The sequence below is a fragment of the Flagellimonas hadalis genome, from assembly GCF_007785775.2.
GTDB classification, from domain to species: domain Bacteria; phylum Bacteroidota; class Bacteroidia; order Flavobacteriales; family Flavobacteriaceae; genus Flagellimonas; species Flagellimonas hadalis.
This window is the reverse complement of record NZ_VNIK02000001.1, coordinates 295,870-318,801: the sequence shown is the minus strand read 5'-3', so window position 1 is coordinate 318,801 and position 22,932 is coordinate 295,870. Positions and strand designations below refer to the sequence as shown.

The following is a 22,932-nucleotide window of genomic DNA, read 5'->3' as shown; positions in this document are numbered from 1 at the left end:
TGTTATTGAGTTAGTATGTTATTGCAACCTGGAACTTGACACTTGAACTTGTGCTTGATATCCGAAGTCGGTTATTGAGTTATTTATTGTGAGGTTATTCCCTGCCAACTGCCAACTGCATACTGCCTGCTGATTTAATAAATTATTGGAATTTGATACTTGAAATTGTGCTTGATATCCGAAGTTGGTCATTGGGTTATTGGAATTTGAGATTTGAGATTTGGGATTTGGAATTTGGAATTTGACACTTGATACTTGAATCTGACTCTTTGGTTATTTTTAAGGCTATGTGCCGAAAGAAACCTATTTTTGCCGAAAATAGATTACATGGTAACTACAGATCAGCAGAAAGATCTTATGGAGCGCCTTGGTGCGTTAAGGAGGTATCTTTGACATCGATGCCAAGCTTATTGAAATAGAGAACGAGGAAGAAAAGACCCTCGCTCCCAGTTTTTGGGACAATCCGCAAGAAGCCCAGAAACAGATGCAATCCCTCAAGTTCAAGAAAAAATGGGTGGAGGACTATGAAGAGGCCAAAACCTTGGTCGGGGACCTCGAAGTTCTGGTGGAATTCCAACAGGCAGGGGAGGTTTCCGAAGAAGAAGTGACCAACCAGTTCAAAAAATCGAAGGAGGCCATCGAGAACCTGGAATTCAAGAACATGCTCTCCGATGAAGGTGACGAACTCACTGCGGTCCTACAGATAACGGCTGGCGCCGGAGGTACGGAAAGTTGCGATTGGGCATCCATGCTCATGCGGATGTACCTTATGTGGGCCGAAAAAAGTGGCTACACCGTAAAGGAACTCAACTACCAAGAAGGTGATGTGGCGGGCATAAAGACGGTAACCTTGGAGATTGATGGGGAATATGCCTTTGGATGGCTCAAGGGTGAAAATGGCGTGCACCGGTTGGTGCGCATCTCCCCTTTTGACAGCAATGCCAAACGGCACACCTCGTTTGCTTCCGTCTATGTATATCCGCTGGTGGACGATACCATTGAAATTGAGATCAACCCTTCGGATATAGAGATCACCACCGCACGCTCCAGTGGCGCAGGTGGACAGAACGTGAACAAGGTGGAGACCAAGGTGCAATTGTTCCACAAACCTACGGGCATACAGATTTCCTGTTCCGATTCCCGTTCCCAGCACGATAACAGGGCAACTGCCTTGAAAATGCTCAAATCCCAGTTGTACGAGATAGAACTGCGGAAAAAACAGGAAGCCCGGGCGGAAATTGAATCCTCCAAGATGAAGATCGAGTGGGGTTCGCAGATCCGGAACTATGTGATGCACCCCTACAAATTGGTGAAAGACGTTCGGACCGGTGAGGAAACCGGAAACGTGGATGCCGTGATGGACGGTGAAATCAATCCATTTTTAAAGGCCTATCTGATGATGATGGGGCAAAAAGAAGAATAAAATGTTGAAAATATACCACAACCCCAGATGTGCAAAATCGCGGGAAGGACTGGAAATTTTAGAAAAATCGGGAAAGGATTTTGAGATTGTCAAATACCTGGATGATGTTCCCACGAAAGAAGAGCTCAAGTCGTTGATCGGTTATCTGGGCATTGCCCCCATTGATTTGGTACGGACAAACGAAGCCATTTGGAAGGAAAACTACAAGGAAAAAAAACTGTCTGACGACCAGATAGTTCGGGCCATGGTTGAACATCCCAAGCTCATTGAACGGCCCATAGTGGTGAAGGGAAACAAAGCTGTTATTGGCCGACCGCCGGAAACCATCAAGACTTTACTTTGACTTTATATTCTTGAATTTAACACAAGATAGCCCCATAAATACGGCCAAAATCTTATCTTTAAAATTATGAAACGAATCCAGACCATATTTTTTCTTGCCTTTCTGTTGGGGCTACTTTCCATGAACGATCTGGTTGCCCAGTATGGTTATGGTTCGCCCTATGGCTATGGCAGTAGGTATGGAAGACAACGGAACATGGTTCCACAAGCAGGACCAACAGAATCCAAAAAAGACGAGACCCCTCCCACAGCTGATGAAATCGTGGACGATCAAATGCCTTCCATTACCGAGGCACTGGGCTTAGATCCCTTTGAACAGGCAGTGGTAAGGACCTCCTTGGTGCAATCCGTCCAGCAACGGATAGAACTTCAGATCTTGCAACTGGAGCCTTTGCAAATGAAGGAGGAAATCGAAAAAATCGAGAGAAGACAGAACGAAGAACTAAAGGCCGGGCTTCCCGAAGATAAATACAATGCATTCCTGGAACTTCAGGAAAACAGGTTCAACACCAAAAAAGTCAAGAAGAAGAAAAAGAAAAAGGATTAACAAATCTTTAAGGTCATTCACAGGCCCAAATCCGTTGTTGGGGGACAATAATTTCTTCACCTCTTTTTTTCCACCCACTTTTGCCACCTAAAATCAAACTATGCACAGGATTATTATCCCGTTGTTGCTGTTGGCCCTTATTCCATTCACAGGGCAAGCACAACAAAACCCAAAATATATAACCATCACAGGAAAAATATTGGATTCCGATAGCGGGCAGCCCTTGGAGTACGCCACATTTGTACTGCAAAAAGCGGACGATCCCAACCAAGTCACCGGCGGAATCACCGACCCTAGTGGTTCATTTGAGATTGAAACGGCTCCTGGCACCTATAATATCCGCGTGGAATACATTTCCTATAAGACCTATGCCCGTGATGGACAGACCTATAACTCGTCCATAGATCTTGGTTCCATAAGGTTGTCACCCGACGTGGCACAACTACAAGAAGTGGAAGTTGTCGGGGAAAAGACCACTGTGGAGGTCCGATTGGACAAAAAAATATATAACATTGGAAAAGATATCACTACCAGCGGCGGAAATGTCAGTGATGCCCTGAACAATATCCCATCCGTATCCGTGGATGTGGAAGGAGGGATAAGCCTTAGGGGAAATGACAATGTTCGAATCTTGATCAATGGCAAACCCTCTGCCCTTGCCGGGTTTGGTTCCACCGATGTGCTGCAGCAACTGCCTGCGGATGCCATCGAAAAAGTAGAGGTGATCACCAGTCCCTCTGCCCGATATGATGCAGAAGGAACGGCAGGTATCCTGAATATCGTCCTTAAAAAGGAAAAGACCTTGGGCATCAACGGTTCTGTCAATGCCACTGTGGGAGTGCCCTTCAATGCAAGGACAACTACCAACTTCAACCTAAGGACGGATAAGTTCAATATTTTCAACACCTTGGGGTATTTTCGGAGTGAATCCCCTGGAGGTGGTCGTTTTGACAATACTTACCTCAGTGATGCCAGCGAATTTGATAGGATTATAGAGGACAGGGATATTACCAGAAAGAATGAAGGTTTCAACGTGAACATTGGCATGGAATACTTCCTCACGGAAAAATCATCGGTTACCGGTAGTTTTTTCTATCGATGGTCGGACGAAAACGACCTGACCGAAAACGACAACCAACGTTTTGCTGACGGTAGCCTCAACAGTCGGACATTCAGGAGTGAGGATCAAGGCGAAAATGACAACAGTTACCAAGTCTCCTTGAACTATACCAATAATTTCAATGATGATGGGCATAAACTGACCGCGGATTTCCAATATTCCTATGATGATGAATCCGTCTTCACCGAAATCCAGGAAAACAATGTGGTGCCCAACCAAAATTTGTTGGCACTGGAGAACATCAATGAGATCCAGACCCAAGATGACATCCTGGCCCAGATCGATTATGTGCTGCCCATGGGCGAAGCCCAATTTGAGGCCGGATACCGAGGTACTTTTGAAAAAGAGATCAACGATTACCAACTGGACACCTTGAACCAAGGAACAGGAAATTTTGAGACCAATTTGGACCTTACCAACGTATTCACCTATCATGAGAACGTAAATGCACTCTATACCCAGTATGGAAACAAGTATGGCAAATTTTCCATGCTCTTGGGTCTCCGTTTGGAAAACACCCAGATGAAGGGTAGTGTGGATTCTGAAATTGATAGTGAGGCACTGGAAGAGATTTTGGGCGAGGATGTGGACCTGAATTTTGACAAAAACTACCTTGGACTGTTCCCTACCGTCAACCTTATTTATGAAATTTCAGAAACCGCCAATGTTTCCGTTGGCTACAACCGAAGGATCAACAGGCCAAGGGGCTGGTTCATCAACCCCTTCCCTTCCCGATCAAGTAGGACCAATGTTTTTCAAGGGAATCCCGATTTGGACCCCGCCTATGCCAATGCGTTTGATATTGGATACTTGAAACGATGGAAAGAGCTTACCTTCACTTCATCGGTATATTACCAAAGGGAGACCAATTCCTTCGAGCGCATACAGGAAGAAACTGGGGAATTGACCTCTGATGGTATCCAGATCATCCGATCCATACCCATCAACCTTTCCACCAATCAGCGCATCGGTGCGGAAGCAGGGATGATCTATAGCCCAGTAAAATGGTTGCGCTTGAACAGTAGCTTCAACTTTTTCACGTTCAAGACCGATGGATTTTTCAACGGAGTGGATTATGGTACGGAGAATTCCAGTTGGTTCGCTAGGTTAAGTTCCAAGTTTACCCTTCCGGCCAAGATAGATCTACAAGCCAATTCGTTCTACATGGGTCCGAGGCAGAATGCACAGACCAAGGACAAGGCCATGTTCTCCTTGAACCTTGCCATGAGCAAGGACCTGTTTAAGGACAAGGCCACCCTTTCATTGAATGTGAGCGATGTGTTCAACTCCAGAAAACGCCGATCTTTTACTCAAACACCTACCTTTACTTCGGACAGTGAGTTCCAATGGAGACAAAGACAGGTCAACCTTTCCTTGATCTATAGGTTTAACCAAGCCAAGGAACGTAACAACCGTCAGAATCAAGAGAGACAAGGGGATTTTGAGGAAGGTGAAGGGCAGTTTTAAAGAGAAAGACCATCAATCCAAGACAAAAAAAAGAAGCCAACTTGGCTTCTTTTTTTATTCGGTAGTGTCCGTATGTTCTTCTTTCATCCATCAAGATTTTGCTGCTCCAAGAAATCAGAAAATGGCATATGATATTGATTTTGTGAAGAATAATCAAAAATGCCCTAAAACAAAAAAGAAGCCAAATCGGCTTCTTTTTTGTTATTTATTCAATTGGGCCCGTTTGGCCTCTTTTCGTTCTTTATACATTTCCCGTAGGTTGCCTATCAACCAGTAAGGGACCACAAAGGTCAACAAGAAAATCATCAACCAAAAACCAATGGTCAAAATTGTCAAAAAAGCTAAAAAACCTAGATACTGGTCAAATTCAAACATTTTTCTTCCTTTAAGTACAACAAAGATACCTTCTTCTTCCGAAAAAAAACAAATCACAAATGAAAAAAAAGTGCATTTACCTTAATCTCCTACCAAATAAAAGCCCTATCCACTACCTTTGTGGGTATAAATTTTGAAAAAATGAGTTTTAGGATTGAAAAGGATACCATGGGCGAGGTGAAAGTGCCCGCGGACAAATATTGGGGGGCCCAGACCGAGCGTTCCCGCAACAATTTTAAAATTGGTCCATCTGCATCTATGCCCTTGGACATTGTTTACGGTTTTGCCTACCTAAAAAAAGCAGCGGCCTACGCCAACCATGAACTGGGCGTACTGGGCGTTGAAAAAAGGGACCTCATCGCCCAAGTGTGCGATGAAATCCTTGAGGGGAAGCACGACGACCAATTTCCCCTGGTCATCTGGCAAACAGGTTCCGGCACGCAGAGCAACATGAACGTGAACGAGGTCATCGCTAACAGGGCCCACGAAATTGCTGGCAAAAAAATCGGCGAGGGCGAGAAAACGATCCAACCCAACGATGATGTGAACAAGAGCCAATCCTCCAACGACACCTTTCCCACCGGCATGCACATTGCGGCCTATAAAAAAATTGTGGAAGTGACCATTCCAGGAGTGGAGCAACTCAAGAACACCTTGGATAAAAAGTCCAAGGAGTTCAAGAATGTGGTCAAAATAGGCCGTACCCACCTTATGGATGCCACTCCCCTGACCTTGGGACAGGAATTTTCGGGCTATGTGTCCCAACTGGAACATGGAATCAAGGCACTAAAGAACACCTTGCCGCACCTGGCAGAGCTCGCCCTTGGCGGAACAGCCGTCGGTACTGGCCTCAACACCCCTGAAGGCTATGATGTGCTTGTGGCCAAATATATTGCCGAGTTCACTGGACTTCCCTTTGTCACTGCTGAAAATAAATTCGAGGCCCTTGCGGCCCACGATGCCATTGTGGAGAGCCACGGCGCCCTGAAACAATTGGCAGTTTCCCTGAATAAAATTGCGAACGATATACGGATGATGGCTTCCGGTCCTAGATCGGGAATTGGTGAGATCATTATCCCAGCCAATGAACCGGGGAGTTCCATCATGCCCGGAAAAGTGAACCCCACCCAATGCGAGGCCTTGACCATGGTGTGCGCCCAGGTGATGGGCAACGATGTGGCCATAGCCGTGGGTGGTACGCAGGGACATTATGAGTTGAACGTATTCAAACCCATGATGGCGGCAAACATCCTACAATCTGCCGAATTGTTGGGCGACGCTTCTGTGAGCTTTGATGAAAACTGTGCAGTGGGCATAGAACCCAACCATGAAGTAATCAAAACCTTGTTGAACAATTCGTTGATGTTGGTAACGGCCTTGAATACCAAAATTGGTTACTACAAAGCGGCCGAGATTGCCAACACGGCCCATAAGAATGGGACCACTTTGCGTGAGGAGGCTGTCAATTTAGGGTATGTTACCCCGGAAGAGTATGACGAATGGGTGCGTCCTGAGGATATGGTGGGCAGCCTGAAATAGATTGTGCACGCATGCATTTTGAAAGGTTTCTTATGTCAAAACCGTCGATTCGAGTGAAATTCCAAAAGGAATTTTGTATCGAGAAATCGAAAATTCAGTTTAGCTAATCGGTTTTGAGACTGAAAATTTGGTTCTCGATAAAATTTTTCTTCCGAAAAATCACTCGAACTGACAAATTTCAGTCAAAATACCCAACAGGTCATTTGTGCAAAAATATATTCAAAAAAAGCCCGTCCTCAATTGGACGGGCTTTTTGGCATTTATGGATAGTGTGTAATTATTTCAACTCGAATTTGGAGGTGCCCAACAACTTCAATTTGTTGTCATATACATTTACCATATAATTTCCTTTAGGGAACTCATCACCTGGCTTGTTGATGTAGTCACAAACATCCAAGTTGCTGTTCTCGTAGTAGAAATTGGTTCCTTTGCTGTAGGTGATATTGGCACCTTCTTCAGTGGATTTGGTGTAGCTATCTCCCAAAACGTTGCCTTGTGGATCAAGAACCTCGATATAGAATTCCCTATCACCAGCCTCGGCGATTACGTTATCGGCCACGGTAAAGCATACTTTGAACTTGTCAGTTGCTTTGGCCCTGGAAGTGGATACCAATTTACCACTGTTTCTTTCCTTAACTGCATCTACACTAAAGCTGGAGAGACTAAGAGCTGAACCTCTTTCAACGGCATCGGCCAATTGGGTGTTCTGTACTACTAGGGAATCATTGAAAACAGTCTGTTTTTCCAATTCAGTGAACGTGCTGTCACGTTGCATGGCCAACAAGCTGTTGGACTGTGTCAAGGAATCCACTTGCTTCAATAGTTTTTCCCTTTCAGCTTTTAGTACGTCAACTTGCCTTCTGTAGCGAGACAAAGAAGCGATATCCGCTTTCATTCCTTGTACAGAATCAATGTACTTTGCAATGTTGTCACGAGCAGCTACCAATTCCTCATTGGTGGCATTGCTCTCCAAAATGGCTTTGTCATATTCAGACTTCAAGTTGTTCAAGTCAGCAACAACCAATTCTTTCTCCTGTGTAAGAGCATCTGTAGTTTTCTTCTTATCCTGGTATAGACTCACGGTGTAGATAATGGTTCCCAAAAGAACCACACCCAACAATCCTGCTATTACCTTCAATCCGTTGTTATTCTTTGTTTCAGTCATAACTTTTTGTGTTAATTGATTTCTCGTTTAAGGTTTTTTAATCAATTGTGTTTGGTTTATATACGCTTTAGATCAAAATTTGGATCATCCATCAAAAAAAATATATTAAAAAATCTTCCTTGTGATACATATACCTTAACTTTAAAGTAATCTCAAGAGCGTAGTATCATGAAGAAAAAAATAATTGTACTGGTCCTAACAGTTGGCCTCGGCTTTGCCTGCAAGCAGAACAAACCTCAAAAAGAGGAGGCCGCCCAAGTGGAAACCCAAAAAGAAATGGAAACAATGGCCAAAGCCAAGATCATACCCATCGAACACGCCACTGCGGTTTTGGAACTGGGGGATATTACCTTATATATAGATCCTGTCGGGGGCAAATCCATTTTTGATGGACAAAAATCCCCAGACCTGATTTTGATCACTGACATACATGGCGACCATTTCAATTTGGAAACCCTTCAAGAACTGGATACAAACGATGCCATTATTATACTACCACAAGCTGTGGCCGACCAAATTCCCGAGGATTCAGGCTTAAGTCTTGAGGTAATGGCCAATGGAGAGGAAAAAGAATTTGCCGGAATAGACATAGAGGCCATCCCTATGTACAACTTGAGGGAAGAGGCATTGGACTTCCACACCAAAGGCAGAGGCAACGGTTATGTGATCGCCTTTGGTGAAGAGCGCATCTATTTTTCCGGGGACACGGAGGATATTCCAGAAATGCGTGCCCTGAAAAATATTGATAAGGCCTTTGTGTGCATGAACCTACCTTATACCATGACCGTGGAAAGTGCAGCCGATGCCGTTCTCGAATTCAAACCCAAAGAGGTCTATCCCTATCATTTTAGGGGCAGGCCCGATGTAAGCGATGTAGCCAAGTTCAAGCAAATCGTCAACCAAGGAAATCCCGATATCAAAGTGGTGCAATTGGACTGGTATCCCAACGATGATTTTTGACGGGACGAAATAATCATAACATTTTACCGTTTACATAACAAACTATTAACCAAATCTAATACTTGACCATGGCTCCCAAATCCCGTGTTCTAGTAGTTTTGGCCTTCTTTTTGGCCATACAGGCTACTTACCCCAACCAATGTGACAATTTTTATTCCAAGGTGACCTATGCCCTCAACCATTGCAAAAAAGCAATGACGGCCACCAATTTCGAGCATCAGATGTACTACGCCGAAAGGGCTTGGGAGGCATTGGAAAATGCCAAATCCTTTATGGATGAATGTGATTGTGCCAAAACAGAGGACAAAACCATCGATGCGATGGAAACTCTGGACAAGGCCATAGAGCCTGCCGACTGGGAAGCCGGTCGCTTCTTCACCAAGAAGGGCATGGCCGAGATTACTGAACTCATCACCTTTATAGATCAGTGCACTTTAGGTGTGTCAACCACCACAGTTGCTGTGGATGATGAGGCTACTCCTAGTGTAGTGCAGGAAAACGGCGGTGCCAATTCCATGGAACTCGAAATGATCAAGGTCTTTGAAAAGCACGCCAGCGATAAGTTACAATCCGCAGAACAGGCCATTCAAAACCTCGTGGAACTGTCCAAGACCATTGGAACAACCCCCGAAGATGGGAACAATGACCCTAATAGTCTTTCAGCACACCAAAAAGCCTATTTGGACAAAGCCAAAAAGCTTTTGGAGACCGGATTGAAAAATATGGGTGGGGAATAAATAACTTCTCTACCTCGTCAGTTTTTTGTACTTGATACGCTTGGGCATAATATCCGCACCCAAGCGTTTCTTTTTGTTTTCCTCATAATCAGAGAAAGAACCTTCAAAGAAATATACCTGTGAATCGCCTTCGAAGGCAAGGATATGCGTACAGATCCTATCCAGGAACCATCTATCGTGGGAGATGATCACCGCACAACCCGCAAAATTCTCCAGACCTTCTTCCAAAGCCCGAAGTGTGTTCACATCAAGGTCGTTGGTAGGCTCATCCAGAAGCAATACGTTTCCTTCCTCTTTCAAGGTCATCGCCAAATGGAGTCGGTTTCTTTCCCCTCCTGAAAGCATGTTCACCTTCTTGTTCTGTTCACTTCCAGAAAAATTGAAACGGCTGAGATAGGCCCTGGAATTCACCTGCTTCCCTCCCATCATCACCAATTCCTGTCCGTCACTGAAATTTTCCCAGATGGATTTCTCCGGGTCAATGTTGGAATGGCTCTGGTCCACATAGGCCAGCTTGGCAGTATCGCCGACGATGAACTCTCCCTTATCAGGTGTTTCCTCTCCCATGATCATCCTAAAAATGGTGGTCTTACCGGCACCATTCGGGCCAATAATTCCCACAATGCCCGCTTGGGGCAGTTTAAAGTTCAGGTCTTCATAGAGCAACTTATCGCCATAAGCTTTGCTTACTCCCTTGGCTTCAATCACATTGGTGCCCAATCTTGGTCCGTTGGGGATATAGATTTCCAACTTCTCCTCTACTTGTTTTTGGTCCTGGCTGAGCAATTTGTCATAGTTGCTCAAACGGGCCTTTTGCTTGGCCTGCCTTCCCTTGGCCCCTTGTCTGACCCATTCCAGCTCGCGTTCCAAGGTTTTTTGACGTTTGGAAGCTTGCTTGTTCTCTTGTGCCAAACGCTTGGCCTTTTGATCCAACCAGCCCGAATAGTTTCCTTTCCATGGAATGCCCTCTCCCCTGTCCAACTCCAAGATCCATCCGGCCACATTGTCCAAAAAGTAACGGTCGTGGGTCACGGCGATCACCGTTCCTTTATATTGTGCCAAGTGGTGCTCCAACCAATGCACGGATTCTGCATCCAAGTGGTTGGTGGGCTCGTCCAACAGAAGAACATCAGGTTCCTGCAACAGCAAGCGGCATAGGGCCACCCTTCTTCTTTCCCCTCCGGACAGAACACCGATTTTCTTGTCAGATTCGGGGGTACGAAGCGCATCCATCGCTATTTCCAACTTGGTGTCAAGTTCCCAAGCGTTGGAAGCATCGATCTGATCTTGGAGCGCAGCCTGCTTGTCCATCAGTTTTTGCATCTTGTCCGGGTCCTCATAGACCTCGGGCAGACCGAACATATCATTGATCTTATTGTACTCGTCCAAAATGGCAACGGTGTCTGCCACACCTTCCTTGACCACTTCGAGAACGGTCTTGTTCTCATCCAACTGTGGCTCTTGCTCCAAATAGCCCACAGTATATCCTGGGGAGAAGACCACATCGCCCTGATAGTTTTTGTCCACCCCGGCAATGATCTTGAGCAAAGTGGATTTACCGGAACCATTGAGACCCAAGATCCCAATTTTGGCTCCGTAGAAAAAGCTCAGGTATATATTTTTGAGTACTGGTGTATTGGCCGTTTTATAGGTCTTGGTGACCCCGGACATTGAAAAAATGACCTTTTTATCGTCTGACATTGGCTGTATTTTTAATTATTAGTGAAAACAGAGGTCACACACGACCCTTGAGGGCATTGAATACCCATGCGATGGCAAAAAAACCGATACCTACCGCTCCGAAGCCATATCCGGCAACCTCATCATATTTGAAGGCACCCAGTGCAATCATTCCCAGTCCTACAAAAATCATGATCCATGTGGCCCAAGCGAGCACCGTGTTCTTGTTCATTCCCATTAGTAATTGTTCTGAAGAAGCCCAAATATCGTAAAAAATGAAATAATGCAAAGACTAAGCCTTGGATTATGTTTCAAAAGGAAAGGTAATTCCACATTTTTCACGCACAGTGTCGAGTAATTCCAATAAATCGAGGCTATTTTGATGCGACCAGAGCTTACTTTCAATCTGTTTGGCCTTGAGACATTTGTTCACTTCCAAGATTTCATAATAGTAACCAATCCCGGTCAATGGCATTGGAAATTCTTCTTCGTCCCCATCTTTGGACAGTCTGTACCCATCTGCTTCGTGCCATCTGGAATTTAAAAGCAACTCTCCTTCGGTACAAGAAATTTCGGCAATCATGCTAGACCGACTGGTCAATCCAGAATATAATACCGCGTGTGCCTCGTCGTAATCAAAAATCATACTGGTCTGTAGTTCCGTTCCGTTGGGATGAAAATTGGAAGTGGCCAAAATCTTCTTCGGCATTCCCAATAATAAATAGGAAAGAAAAATGGGATAGATTCCGATGTCCAGTAAAGAACTTGAAGCTAGATCTAGATTCCAAATTCTGGAACTTTCATCCCTGTCCAAGGCATAAAAGGCGAAATCTGCGTGTAGGTAGCAAAGCTTGCCCAGTTCACCATCATCAATCATCTGCTTTACCTTCTGGATGGTAGGATTAAAGCGAGACCACAAGGCCTCCATCAAGAAAACATTGTTTCGTTTAGAAGCTTCCACCATCTCTTGCACTTCTGCTCTACTTATCCCCAATGGCTTTTCACACAGAATATGTTTCTCGTGTTCCATGGCCATTATGGCCAAATCTTTATGAAAATTATGTGGCGTGGCAATATAAAGCACATCTACTTCAGGAGATTGAAACAATTCCTCATAACTGTCAAAAACGTGTGGCACCTCAAATTCATCGGCAAACTCCTTTGCCCTTTGTAAATTTCTCGACCCAACTCCTGAGAGTATGGCATCTTCAACCAATTGCAGGTCCGATGCAAATTTCCTTGCTATTTTTCCCGGGCCAACAACGCCCCATCTGATTTTGCTTTCCATATATCCCAAAAGTAATGATTATAACTCCTTATCTTTAGCCGACTAAACGAATTTGGACAAAAATGGACCTTACCTTCAATAAAAACGAAGACCATAATAAACTAAAACTCTCCGATTTACGAAGAAGACTTGCCGAGGTGAAACTCGGTGGCGGCAAAAAGCGGATTGAAAAACTGCATGCCCAAGGTAAAATGTCGGCCAGGGAGCGTATCGAATATTTGTTGGACAAGAATTCTGCTTCCATTGAAATAGGCGCCTTTGCTGGTGATGGCATGTATGTAGAGCACGGTGGTTGCCCTTCCGGAGGGGTTGTGGTGAAGATTGGCTATGTGAAGGGCAAACAATGTGTAGTGGTGGCCAACGATGCCACTGTAAAAGCTGGAGCTTGGTTCCCCATCACAGGAAAGAAAAACCTCAGGGCACAGGAAATTTCTATTGAGAACAGGTTGCCCATCATCTATTTGGTGGACAGTGCTGGGGTTTACCTGCCCATGCAGGATGAAATATTTCCAGATAAGGAACATTTTGGGCGCATTTTTAGGAACAATGCGGTGATGAGCAGCATGGGCATTACCCAAATTTCTGCGGTCATGGGGAGTTGTGTCGCCGGTGGGGCCTATTTGCCCATTATGAGCGACGAAGCCTTGATCGTGGATAAAACGGGAAGTATTTTCTTGGCAGGAAGTTATCTGGTGAAGGCGGCCATTGGCGAAAGTATTGACAATGAAACTTTAGGCGGTGCCACGACACATTCCGAAATCAGTGGTGTTACCGATTACAAGGCCAAGGACGATAAGGATGCCCTCGATAAGATCAAGAACATTGTCAGCAAGATCGGGGATTTTGAAAAGGCGGGTTTCAATCGTGTAGAGGCCAAAAAGCCTTTGGAAAGCCCAGAGGACATCTATGGAATCTTGCCCTCTTCGCGAAGTGACCAATACGATATGTTGGAAATCATCAAGCGACTGGTGGACGATTCCGACTTTGAACAATATAAGGAAGGCTATGGCAAGACCATTTTGACCGGATATGCCCGCATCGATGGCTGGGCCGTGGGCATTGTGGCGAACCAACGAAAGGTAGTCAAAACAAAACAGGGCGAAATGCAGTTTGGCGGGGTCATCTATTCCGATTCTGCGGACAAGGCCACTCGATTTATTGCCAATTGCAACCAAAAGAAAATCCCGTTGGTATTCCTTCAGGATGTCACCGGTTTTATGGTGGGCAGCAAAAGTGAACATGGCGGCATCATCAAGGATGGCGCAAAAATGGTGAATGCCGTGAGTAATTCCGTGGTGCCCAAATTTACCATCGTGATCGGCAACAGCTATGGCGCCGGGAACTATGCCATGTGCGGAAAAGCATATGATCCTCGGTTGATCGTGGCCTGGCCCAGTGCGGAACTTGCTGTAATGAGTGGTAATTCCGCAGCAAAAGTACTGATGCAAATAGAGAAGGCCAGTTTGGAGAAAAATGGGGAGCCTTTAGATCCAGAAAAGGAAAAAGCCCTTTTTGACAAGATCAAACAACGGTATGATGACCAAATTTCACCCTATTATGCCGCATCCCGATTGTGGACGGATGCCATCATAGACCCTTTGGACACCCGAAAATGGATTTCCATGGGAATCGAAGCGGCCAACCATGCACCCATTGAGAAACAATTCAATTTGGGCGTGTTGCAGGTCTGATCTAGCTTAATTGCCCAATTGCGGTTTGGGTCGGGGGATCAATAGCAATTCGCTTTGTCGTCCATTTACATAGCGGAACCCGTCCTCACCAAAGAAACCTGCTTCTTCCAGCATGATGCGGATATCGCGCTTCCATTCGGGGATGTGGACCGTGGTATTGAGTTCTATGGCGTACACAGTGTTCGGGTTGAGGGGATAATTCTCCCCATCATCCTTCATGACGCCCCCTTGTGCGTCCCACATTCCGATGGTTGTTCCTGCGGAGTGGCCATAAGTTCCCAAGGGATGGGTATAAATGGAAGGGCGAAGCCCTGCATCCTTTGCTTCTTGCAATGCTTTGGCCAAAATAGCGTTCCCCACTTTCCCTTCGACCATGTTCTGGGTCAAAAAATCTTGCACTCTATTGCCGTCCTTCAAGGCATTCACCAAAAAAGAAGGGGCTTCCTTTTCCTCTGGCTTGAGCACGTAGGCCAATTCCTGGCAATCGGTGTTGAGCCGTAGGTAAGTGATTCCAAAATCACAATGCAGCAAGTCTCCCGGTTGGATCACCATATTGTCCGGCCTCCCAGAAAATGAATAGAGATGGCTGACCAATTCCTCACTTGTCCTTTGGATATCCACTGTGGGATGGAACCAGGTTTCCAGGCCTAGATCGGTCACTTTTTGACGCATCCACCATTCTACCTCTGTGGTAGTGGTAATCCCCGGTGTGATGACTTTTTCAGAAAACGCTTCGGCAATAATGTCGTGGGTAATGTCCACCAACTGGTTATAAATGACCATTTCCCTTGGGGTCCGGGTTTCTATCCAACGTACGGCCAACTGCTCTGCTGATACCACTTTGGAATGGAATTTTTTGGGAAGATTGGCCATGAATTCATCATAATCCGTTTTGTCCAAACCATCGGCAATGTTATGGTCCTTTGAAAAATTAAGGCCGATTTTCTTCGGGTTGCGCTCTTCTATCAATTGCATCAACCTTTTCCATTGGTCAGGTTCCTTTTCCTTATCCCAAGCAGAACGGATACTCTTGCCTACATCATAACGGGCCACGGCCAACTTATCAATGGTATTCGTTGCCGTGTTGCGGTAAAAAAGAAGGATGGTCCTTCGTCTGGCGTTCAACCATGTGGCGGGCAGCATGGTGCGTATGACTGGGTCTTCATTGTATTCCCTGGAAATGACGATCCACATATCGATGCCGGTACTGTCCATCAACTCTGGGAGCAAATGGTTGAAACGTTCTTCCAGGATTTCATCCACTACCCTGGCACGCTCCACTTCGGGAAGAATTTGTTGGGACAACATAATAGTAGGCAACACTAACAGAATGAGTTGAATGGTTTTTCGCATGGTTGATTTTTAGCTGAAAATACAGCTTTTGGCAGACATAAAAAAAGTGCCCTGAGGCACTTTATATCACACATTTGCATATTTTTTTATCAACCGCACAATCAGGTCGTTTAGCTTTTCAACCTCATACTTGGATGTTGTGGGTTTGAGGTGAGGGTTTCCCACACCACTATCATCCGTCAGAAAAACATAGGTTCCATTGGTTGAGATGCTGAAAAACCTCATTAGCATTTCAACGGTTTTGTCTGCACCGCTTGCCACCACAGGGATTATTTTGATACCGTCTTTCTGTGCTATTTTTATTTGTTGATGTATGGTTTCAATGTTTTCTTCCGTCAAATGTGGCGGAGCGTCCAAAAGCAAAAACATCAATCGTGCACGGGCATTTTCATTCCAAGACTTGGACATGGCCATTTTCAGCGCCTTTTCCACGGCTTCTTCATAATCCCCGCCTCCACTGGCATATTGTTTGTTTAAATTGATCTGGGCTTCATTCAAGTTAGAGGTAAAATCAAAATCCTTTACAACATACTCATCACCTTCATCCCTGTAAAAGGTCATCGCAATCCTTTTTTCACCAACATTATTGTCAATTCTACCAATAATGTCCCTCAGTTCTTCCTTCAGATATTCCATTTCATCCCCCATGGAACCAGTTGCATCAATGGTGAACATAATATCCAAATTGTTGCAGGAGGACAAATCCTCTGTTGAAAAGTCTACTTTCTTGACATTGGACTTTATCTTTTTTCCGAACAGTTTGTCATTGTGAATTACCTGAACATAGTAATAATCACTGTTGTCATTGCATTTAGCGTCCTTGAACAATATGCTTTTGCCAAACACATCTGTTTTTGCGGTCATTTCAGGGGTGTTTGCTAGCTCATTTGCGGAGTACAAGGAAACCTTGGCATTGTTGATACCATTTCCATTTTTATCCTTTACGGTGACAATCAATTTATTTTCAAGGTAAAAGCCCCAATCCTTCTTGATTTTTTGAAATTCTTTTTCGCGGATGATATCCTGCCATTCATCAAAATTTTCAATATCGTTGATCTCCCCGGCCGTCAAGGTTCCCGACCTATAATTTCCATATCCTTTTGGGTCTCCTCCTCTTGTAACGGACACCCCCGCAACTTTTCCTTCCACCACATCTGAAACAGCATAACTTAATGATCTTTCGCTTTTTTTCGTGCCATAGCCCATAATCACGACTTCTTCCAATACTTCGTGGCTCTCTTCCATTTGTACATCGACTGTTTTGCTCTCCCCAATCTTTACTTCCAAGGTTTTGAAACCGATGAAGGAAAAAACCAATGTCTGGTCTTTTTGGGCCACAATACTGTACTCACCATCAAAATTGGTTGTAGTTCCTTTTGAGGTTCCTTTCACGGTCACATTCACTCCGGGAATCGGGGTATTGGTAGCATCAGTCACCACACCTGAAACCAGATGCTCTTGTGCGGTGACCTGTAGGCAAAACGCCAGCAGAAAAAGTAAAACTTGATTTTTCATAATTGAGACGGTTTTTAGATTTACCACTAACCTATCATGAAAAACCATAAGGGAAAATCCAGAATGAGTTACCCCCAACGATTGTAACGTGAACGCAACTTTTGGGTGAGTTTAGCGAATAATCGTTGCCAGCGTTTTGGAACGATCTATCTTTTTCGTGGATGTCTCAGAAAAAGCCCTTACAAAGTAAATTTTCTTGGGCACCTCGTATTTGGAGAGACTTTTCAATCCTTTGATTTGGTTCAAAAGGGTATTTTCCTCAAAGGGTTCAGGCTCGGCTTCCACGACCAGCACCAATTGTTGGCCCAAAGTTTCATCAGGTATTCCGGCAACAAAAAAGCGGGCTTTCAAGATGGCAGCTAATTTTTCTTCAATGACTTCGGGAACCAGCTTGATGCCCCCTGAATTGATGATGGAATCGTATCGTCCCAACCATTTAAATTTGTTTTCTGCGACCAGTTCCACCAAATCATTGGTGATGACTTTCTCCTCGGAAATCTTGGGAGCATCGATGACCAAACATCCCCTTTTGTCGCTAGTGATCTCGATGTCTGGCAGAGTCTCAAAATAAGTTCGCGGCCCTGGGGCAATTTCCTTTACGGCTATATGGGTGATGGTCTCGGTCATGCCATACGTTTCATAAGCCTTGATGGGAAGCAGCTCCAACTGATTTCTTAATGTAAGATCGACAGGGGCCCCGCCAATGATCAAGGTGCTCACCCGATGTAATTGGTCCAACGACTTCTGGGCCTGCATGGGCACCATTGCCACAAAATCATATCGCTTGCCGTTGTTGGCCAACGGTGTGGACGAGGGTTCCACCACATCCAAATGCAGGCCGAGCACCATGGCGCGGACAAGCATCATCTTTCCGGCAATGCCTGTGGAAGGAAGGCATAACAGGGCGGTCTGTTTCGGACGCAATTGAAAATAGGCCGCTGTGGCCAAGGCCGAATTGACCATGTGTTCTTTTTTGAGGACAATCTTTTTGGGTTTTCCTGTTGAGCCTGAAGTATTGACTTCCAAAGTAGGTTTATCCGATGCCCAGTCCACTAAAAACTCGCCCAATGGGACTTCAAACGGGGCTCCTTCCTTTGTCAGACCATGACCCATTTCGAGCAGATCCCCAAAAACCAGGGGACTCCCGTTGAACCTGAAATCGGGATGGATGTTATGCCAGATTGGATTCTCCATCAGTGAGGGCCACAAATTCTTCCTTGCTCAATACTTTTCCAAAAAGCCTGTCCTTCCAGTTTTTCCAACCATACTTTTTGGAAAAAATAAGCAGTAATATGGGGAAAACAACAAATACTGGGATGAGAGCGTCCCACCCAAGATTTGGCTCCGAAACATCTTTATAGATGGAATTGGTCTGAAAAGCGGTCCAATCGGCCGTGACCAGGAGTGCAGTGATCAAATTATTGGCAGCATGAAAGCCCAAAGCCAACTCCAAACCTTCGTCCATAAGTGTCAAAATCCCTAAAAAGAATCCTGTGCCAATATAATAGATGAGTAGGCTATACCCCAATTTCTCCACTTCCGGATTGGCGATGTGCATCAACCCGAACAAAGTCGATGTGATTATTAAGGGCAACCATCGGTTCTTGACCGCAAGCCCCAATCCTTGCATCATATGTCCGCGGAACAAGTATTCCTCGAAACTGGTCTGCAACGGAATCAAAAGGATGGCAATGATGGCCAAGGGAATGAACTTCATCAAATCGAAATTCAGTACATAATCCTCGGGAGAAGAATAGATGTCAATCCCTGTAAGCACAATCGTGATCATGCTCCATAATCCAAAAGCGAAAAAAATCCGCTTCCAGTCAATTTTTTTTCTTGAAGTGGTCAAAGAAGTTATGGATTGTTGATGGACCAATACTGTCCATCCCAAAACCACAAAAAAACCGGCCACCAAAGGTGCCAAAAGGGAAATCAACACCAGATTTGAGCCAAATCGGTCAATGATCTGCTGCATCATCGCCTCAATATCAATGTCTGAATTGACGGTGACAATATAATTGTACACCATAAAACCAATAAAGCCCAATGGAAGCACCAAGTACTTCCAAAGACCGTCGTTTCCCTTATACCCTTGTTCTATGTACATATTTTTTTTATTAAATCCATATTCCATTCCTTGGAGATTTCATATTTCAGTTTTCCGTCAACAACCTGCAATGGGCTTTCGATATTATTGGTATACAAACTCCCCGTTCCCAATCCCTGGGGCATACTGTTGTTTTGGGTGAATGTCCATTGTGCAATGGCGTTCAGGCCAATGTTGCTTTCCAAGGCGCTTGTGACCCACCACCCTATTTGTTGCTTTTCCGCCAGTTGTATCCATTGTTGGCTCCCAGAAAAACCACCAACCAAACTGGGCTTCAATATAATATATTGCGGCTGTATGGTTTGTAGCAATTTCTGCTTTTGTGTTACAGAAAAAATGCCGATCAATTCTTCATCCAAAGCAATGGGCAAAGGTGTGTTCTGGCAAAGTTCTGCCATGGCATCCCACTGTCCTTGCCGTATGGGCTGCTCAATGGAATGGATGCTGAACGCTGACAATCGTTGCAACTTTTCCATAGCTTCCCCCACCAAAAAAGCACCATTGGCATCTATCCGGAGTTCAATTTCATCCGGTGAAAAGTTGTTTCGGATAGATCTCAGTATGGAAAGTTCCTTTTTAAATTCAATGGCCCCGATCTTCATTTTGATGCACCGGAACCCATTCTTGATCTTCTGTTCCAGTTGTTGGAGCATGTATGCCTCATCGCCCATCCAAATGAGCCCATTTATGAGGATAGGTGTTTGTTTTTGGGTAAAATCCGATGGAAAAAGTTCAAAGGGATGGTTGGCTTCCACCGAAAGAAATGCCTGCTCCAGCCCAAATTGGATAGAGGGATATTCCGTCAATCCGTCCAGCAATGGTCCAAGGCCCAAATGGATGTTCTTGCAGGTCCATGCCAGTTTTTCCTCATAATCTGGCACATCGTCAATGCTCAGTCCGCGTAGAATGCCGCATTCCCCTATCCCAAAACGTCCCTTGTGCCCAAGCACCAAGAACCAGGTTTCCTTCTGGGTCAATACGCCACGGGAAGTACCGCTGGGGACTTTAAAATTAAGGGTGTACTTCTTGTAGTTTGCTTCCATGGAATGGCACCAAATGTAACCATATTTTGAATTTTGGCTGCCATCATTGGCCCCGTTAACGCAGGAAAACAAAAAAGAACTTAACTGAAATGGAACCAGAAGCGCACACCCTCGCTATCCCGGTCAATGTTCAGTTTGGATTGGAGTTGGTTCACCAAGCGGTTCATCAAACGGATGCCCATGGAGGAGTGGGCGCGCTCCTCGGCATCTTCGGGAAGTCCCACCCCATTGTCCGTGTATTCAAAATAGCCTTGGTCGCCATTCTTGCGCAAATGGATGTAGATCTTTCCATTATCATCATTATCAGGGAAAGCGTATTTGAACGAATTGGAGACGAGTTCGTTCAAAATTAGTCCGAAGGGAATGGCACGGTCAATGTCCAGTTCGGTGCCCTCCGCATCAATGGTGATGCTGATGTTGTGCCCTCCTTTTTTATAGACGGACTGGACACTGTTGATCAAACTTTCGATGTACCCCTGCATTTCTATGACGGAAAGGTCGTCGTTCTGATACAGTTTTTGATGGATCAATGCCATGGCCTTCACTCGGCTCTTCCCTTCCTCCAAGGCCTCTATGGCCGCCTTGCTCCGAGTGTTCTTGGTCTGAAGGCTCAACAAACTGGACACCATTTGCAGGTTGTTTTTCACTCTATGGTGGATTTCCTTCAGAAGAGAGTCCTTCTCCACCAGTGCATTCTCAATGATATGCTTTTGCTCCGAGATCAGACGTTGGTTCTTGATACTTTTCAGATAGGCATAGACCAGTCCAACAAACCCCAACAAGGTGAATATCAATGAAACAAACACAAGGTTGTTCCGCTCGTCCTTGGCCTTCATATCGCTACGCACCTGTTCGTTTATCCGCTTCTGTTCATCAATGAGCCGTTGGGAATTCTGAAGGTCTTCATTGGCCACGATGGTGACCAGTTGCTGTTTGATAAGCGCCGATTGCTTTTGCGCCAAAGAATCCTTTATCCGCTCGTTGCGTTTGTAGTAAATGGTGGCATTCTTGAAATTCTCCACCTTATCATAAAATGCGGCCAACAAACTGTTTCGCTCAATGGTCTGTAGGATGTTGATGTCCTCAAAGTCAATGTCGAGGTATTTTTTTGCTGCATTGAAACGCTCCAATTGCAGATTGGCTTGGGCCAGGCACAGGGTGTTATCAATAATTTCGCTTCGATGGCCGTTTTTGGAAGATGCTTCCAAGGCCTCAATGCTTTCTTCGAGAAGGGGAATGGCGGTTTCGTATTCTCCCATCATCACGTGGCACTTGGCAATATTCCCTTCTATTTCAGCTTTAAGGAGTTCGCTCTCAAAAATATCCTGCTCACTCTTTTGGGCAGAAATGTCATTGAGGTACACCTCCAAGTAAGCCTTCGCTTTTTTTAGTTCGCTCAATGCGGTCGGTGCCGAATCGTCCAATCGCAAATAGTTGCCCACTTTGCTATGGTATTGGGCCAGTTTGTAGGTTTCGTTGTCAGCAATGGTGGGCTTCACCTCCATGATGTACTGGTCCCTCGCTTTTCTGTAGAGGCCCAAATTGCTGTAGATGTCGTAGAAAGATACGTTCTCGGTGATCCCGAGTTCGCGTTTTTCTTTACGGACCTCTATCTGTTTGTCGTACATCTGTAGGTTGGCGTAGTTGTTGTCCAACACATCCAAAACTATCTTGTGGAGGTCTATGTCCAAAGAGTCCTTGTCCTCATGCAGCTCCTTTGCCAGTGCAATACTTTTGTCGTATTCGCCCAGATCATTGTACAACTGGGCCTCCATAACTTTGTAGAGCTTTGTGGCAACAGAATCGTTGGTCTTTTGGGAATTGGCCAAATATATTTTGACGGTATCCAGCCAATCGTAGGCCGAATTCACATTGTACCTATTGACCGAGTTGAAGAAAACCTCGAACCTTTGTGAAGGACTGCCAACAGCTTCAAATTCCTTCAACGCGCTCTGCTCACCGCCTGTTAAGCTTTGAGCCGATGCACTGGAAAGAAAAACAAAATATATCGCGGTGAATAAAAGTCTTACGTAACGTCCCATTAATTTAACTGATACGGAAGCCCAAGGACAATCCCCGGCCCCATAAATTTGTGCCCTTTTTATATCTCCTTTCGCCCTAAAACCTATAGTGTTTCAGCAATGCACTGGGCACGACCGAAAACTAGTATGGGGTATATAGAGAACGTCAGTTTAGCTTCAAAATTAAATCCAAACCAAAAGACTTGTCCAGTATTGTTGTGAAATAGGCTTTTTCTGTTGTGAAAAGGCGTATTGCGTATGTGAAGAGGTATTTTGCCGATGTTTTGTGCATTTCATGGAATTGACCAATAAAATCAAGACCTCCAAAACTAAAAAAGGCCCTGCTTTTTACCACAAGACCCTTTTACGAGAACACTATATGAAAATGAAAAAATTACTTTCTGAATTATTACACTGCTAAAGTACAGACGACCTCCCCAAGACCAAAAACATTGTTGTGAACGTTACAAAAGTTGTGGTCATCTGGATGAATTGGATATACGGCATAAAAAAAGTGCCCCCTTTTGGGGCACTCCTAAGTTTTTGTGTCCTATGG

Annotated in this window: 18 protein-coding genes; 8 read left to right on the top strand and 10 right to left on the bottom strand. The window is 44.9% G+C overall.

The genetic code is table 11. The features are described from left to right. Window positions 1-327: 327 nt before the first annotated feature. From prfB to fumC, 5 genes are all read left to right on the top strand, one after another. Window positions 328-1,423, top strand: a protein-coding gene (gene prfB / locus FOT42_RS01280; protein WP_151888760.1) for a peptide chain release factor 2 whose coding sequence is annotated in 2 segments (ribosomal slippage) — window positions 328-390 and window positions 392-1,423 — 1,095 coding nt in all. Because the reading frame shifts where the segments join, the coding sequence is not laid out codon by codon here. A gap of 1 nt (window position 1,424) precedes the next feature. After that, window positions 1,425-1,766, top strand: a complete 342-nt coding sequence (gene arsC / locus FOT42_RS01275) for an arsenate reductase (glutaredoxin) (protein WP_151888759.1) — start codon at window positions 1,425-1,427, stop codon at window positions 1,764-1,766. 66 nt (window positions 1,767-1,832) lie between these two features. Beyond that, entirely contained in the window at window positions 1,833-2,312 is a 480-nt protein-coding gene (locus tag FOT42_RS01270) for a hypothetical protein (RefSeq protein ID WP_151888758.1), read from the top strand. Window positions 2,313-2,412: 100 nt separating this feature from the next. After that, window positions 2,413-4,899 (top strand): TonB-dependent receptor, encoded by a 2,487-nt coding sequence (locus FOT42_RS01265; protein ID WP_151888757.1) that lies wholly within the window; start codon window positions 2,413-2,415, stop codon window positions 4,897-4,899. A gap of 516 nt (window positions 4,900-5,415) precedes the next feature. After that, window positions 5,416-6,813 (top strand): class II fumarate hydratase, encoded by a 1,398-nt coding sequence (gene fumC, locus FOT42_RS01260; RefSeq protein ID WP_151888756.1) that lies wholly within the window; start codon window positions 5,416-5,418, stop codon window positions 6,811-6,813. Window positions 6,814-7,090: 277 nt separating this feature from the next. Here the strand turns inward: fumC and FOT42_RS01255 are convergent, their stop codons facing one another. Beyond that, the gene (locus FOT42_RS01255; RefSeq protein WP_151888755.1) at window positions 7,091-7,978 is read right to left on the bottom strand and encodes a hypothetical protein; all 888 of its coding nucleotides are present in this window, start codon (window positions 7,976-7,978) and stop codon (window positions 7,091-7,093) included. Window positions 7,979-8,146: 168 nt separating this feature from the next. On the opposite strand from FOT42_RS01255, the gene FOT42_RS01250 reads away from it, so the two are divergent. Next, a complete protein-coding gene (locus FOT42_RS01250; protein ID WP_151888754.1) occupies window positions 8,147-8,938 on the top strand; it encodes an MBL fold metallo-hydrolase in 792 nt (263 codons plus the stop codon). 68 nt (window positions 8,939-9,006) lie between these two features. Continuing rightward, the gene (locus FOT42_RS01245) at window positions 9,007-9,675 is read left to right on the top strand and encodes a hypothetical protein (RefSeq protein ID WP_151888753.1); all 669 of its coding nucleotides are present in this window, start codon (window positions 9,007-9,009) and stop codon (window positions 9,673-9,675) included. A 9-nt stretch (window positions 9,676-9,684) separates the two neighbouring features. On the opposite strand, the gene ettA is transcribed toward FOT42_RS01245, so the two are convergent. The 3 genes from ettA to FOT42_RS01235 all read right to left on the bottom strand — a co-directional run bounded on the left by ettA (window position 9,685) and on the right by FOT42_RS01235 (window position 12,643). Further along, on the bottom strand, window positions 9,685-11,376 hold the full coding sequence (gene ettA / locus FOT42_RS01240; RefSeq protein WP_151888752.1) for an energy-dependent translational throttle protein EttA: 1,692 nt from the start codon (window positions 11,374-11,376) through the stop codon (window positions 9,685-9,687). Window positions 11,377-11,410: 34 nt separating this feature from the next. Next, complete coding sequence (locus FOT42_RS17995) at window positions 11,411-11,587, bottom strand: CAL67264 family membrane protein (RefSeq protein WP_164731607.1); 177 nt, start codon at window positions 11,585-11,587, stop codon at window positions 11,411-11,413. Between the two features lie 72 nt (window positions 11,588-11,659). Next, window positions 11,660-12,643: a Gfo/Idh/MocA family protein gene (locus tag FOT42_RS01235; protein WP_151888751.1), complete on the bottom strand. Its 984-nt coding sequence runs from the start codon at window positions 12,641-12,643 to the stop codon at window positions 11,660-11,662. A 62-nt stretch (window positions 12,644-12,705) separates the two neighbouring features. Between FOT42_RS01235 and FOT42_RS01230 the strand changes: the two genes are divergently transcribed. After that, on the top strand, window positions 12,706-14,334 hold the full coding sequence (locus FOT42_RS01230) for an acyl-CoA carboxylase subunit beta (RefSeq protein WP_151888750.1): 1,629 nt from the start codon (window positions 12,706-12,708) through the stop codon (window positions 14,332-14,334). A 6-nt stretch (window positions 14,335-14,340) separates the two neighbouring features. Here the strand turns inward: FOT42_RS01230 and FOT42_RS01225 are convergent, their stop codons facing one another. The 6 genes from FOT42_RS01225 to FOT42_RS01200 form a co-directional block, all read right to left on the bottom strand. Further along, window positions 14,341-15,687: a M24 family metallopeptidase gene (locus tag FOT42_RS01225; protein WP_151888749.1), complete on the bottom strand. Its 1,347-nt coding sequence runs from the start codon at window positions 15,685-15,687 to the stop codon at window positions 14,341-14,343. A gap of 66 nt (window positions 15,688-15,753) precedes the next feature. Further along, window positions 15,754-17,202, bottom strand: a complete 1,449-nt coding sequence (locus FOT42_RS01220) for a carboxypeptidase-like regulatory domain-containing protein (RefSeq protein ID WP_192938298.1) — start codon at window positions 17,200-17,202, stop codon at window positions 15,754-15,756. A 111-nt stretch (window positions 17,203-17,313) separates the two neighbouring features. Next, window positions 17,314-18,396 (bottom strand): AMP-binding protein, encoded by a 1,083-nt coding sequence (locus tag FOT42_RS01215; protein ID WP_151888747.1) that lies wholly within the window; start codon window positions 18,394-18,396, stop codon window positions 17,314-17,316. Then, window positions 18,374-19,312: a CPBP family intramembrane glutamic endopeptidase gene (locus FOT42_RS01210; RefSeq protein ID WP_151888746.1), complete on the bottom strand. Its 939-nt coding sequence runs from the start codon at window positions 19,310-19,312 to the stop codon at window positions 18,374-18,376. The genes FOT42_RS01215 and FOT42_RS01210 overlap by 23 nt, the downstream gene beginning before the upstream one ends. Next, on the bottom strand, window positions 19,303-20,355 hold the full coding sequence (locus FOT42_RS01205; RefSeq protein WP_151888745.1) for an o-succinylbenzoate synthase: 1,053 nt from the start codon (window positions 20,353-20,355) through the stop codon (window positions 19,303-19,305). The genes FOT42_RS01210 and FOT42_RS01205 overlap by 10 nt, the downstream gene beginning before the upstream one ends. An 80-nt stretch (window positions 20,356-20,435) precedes the next feature. Next, window positions 20,436-22,397 (bottom strand): sensor histidine kinase, encoded by a 1,962-nt coding sequence (locus tag FOT42_RS01200; RefSeq protein ID WP_151888744.1) that lies wholly within the window; start codon window positions 22,395-22,397, stop codon window positions 20,436-20,438. Window positions 22,398-22,932: the final 535 nt, after the last annotated feature.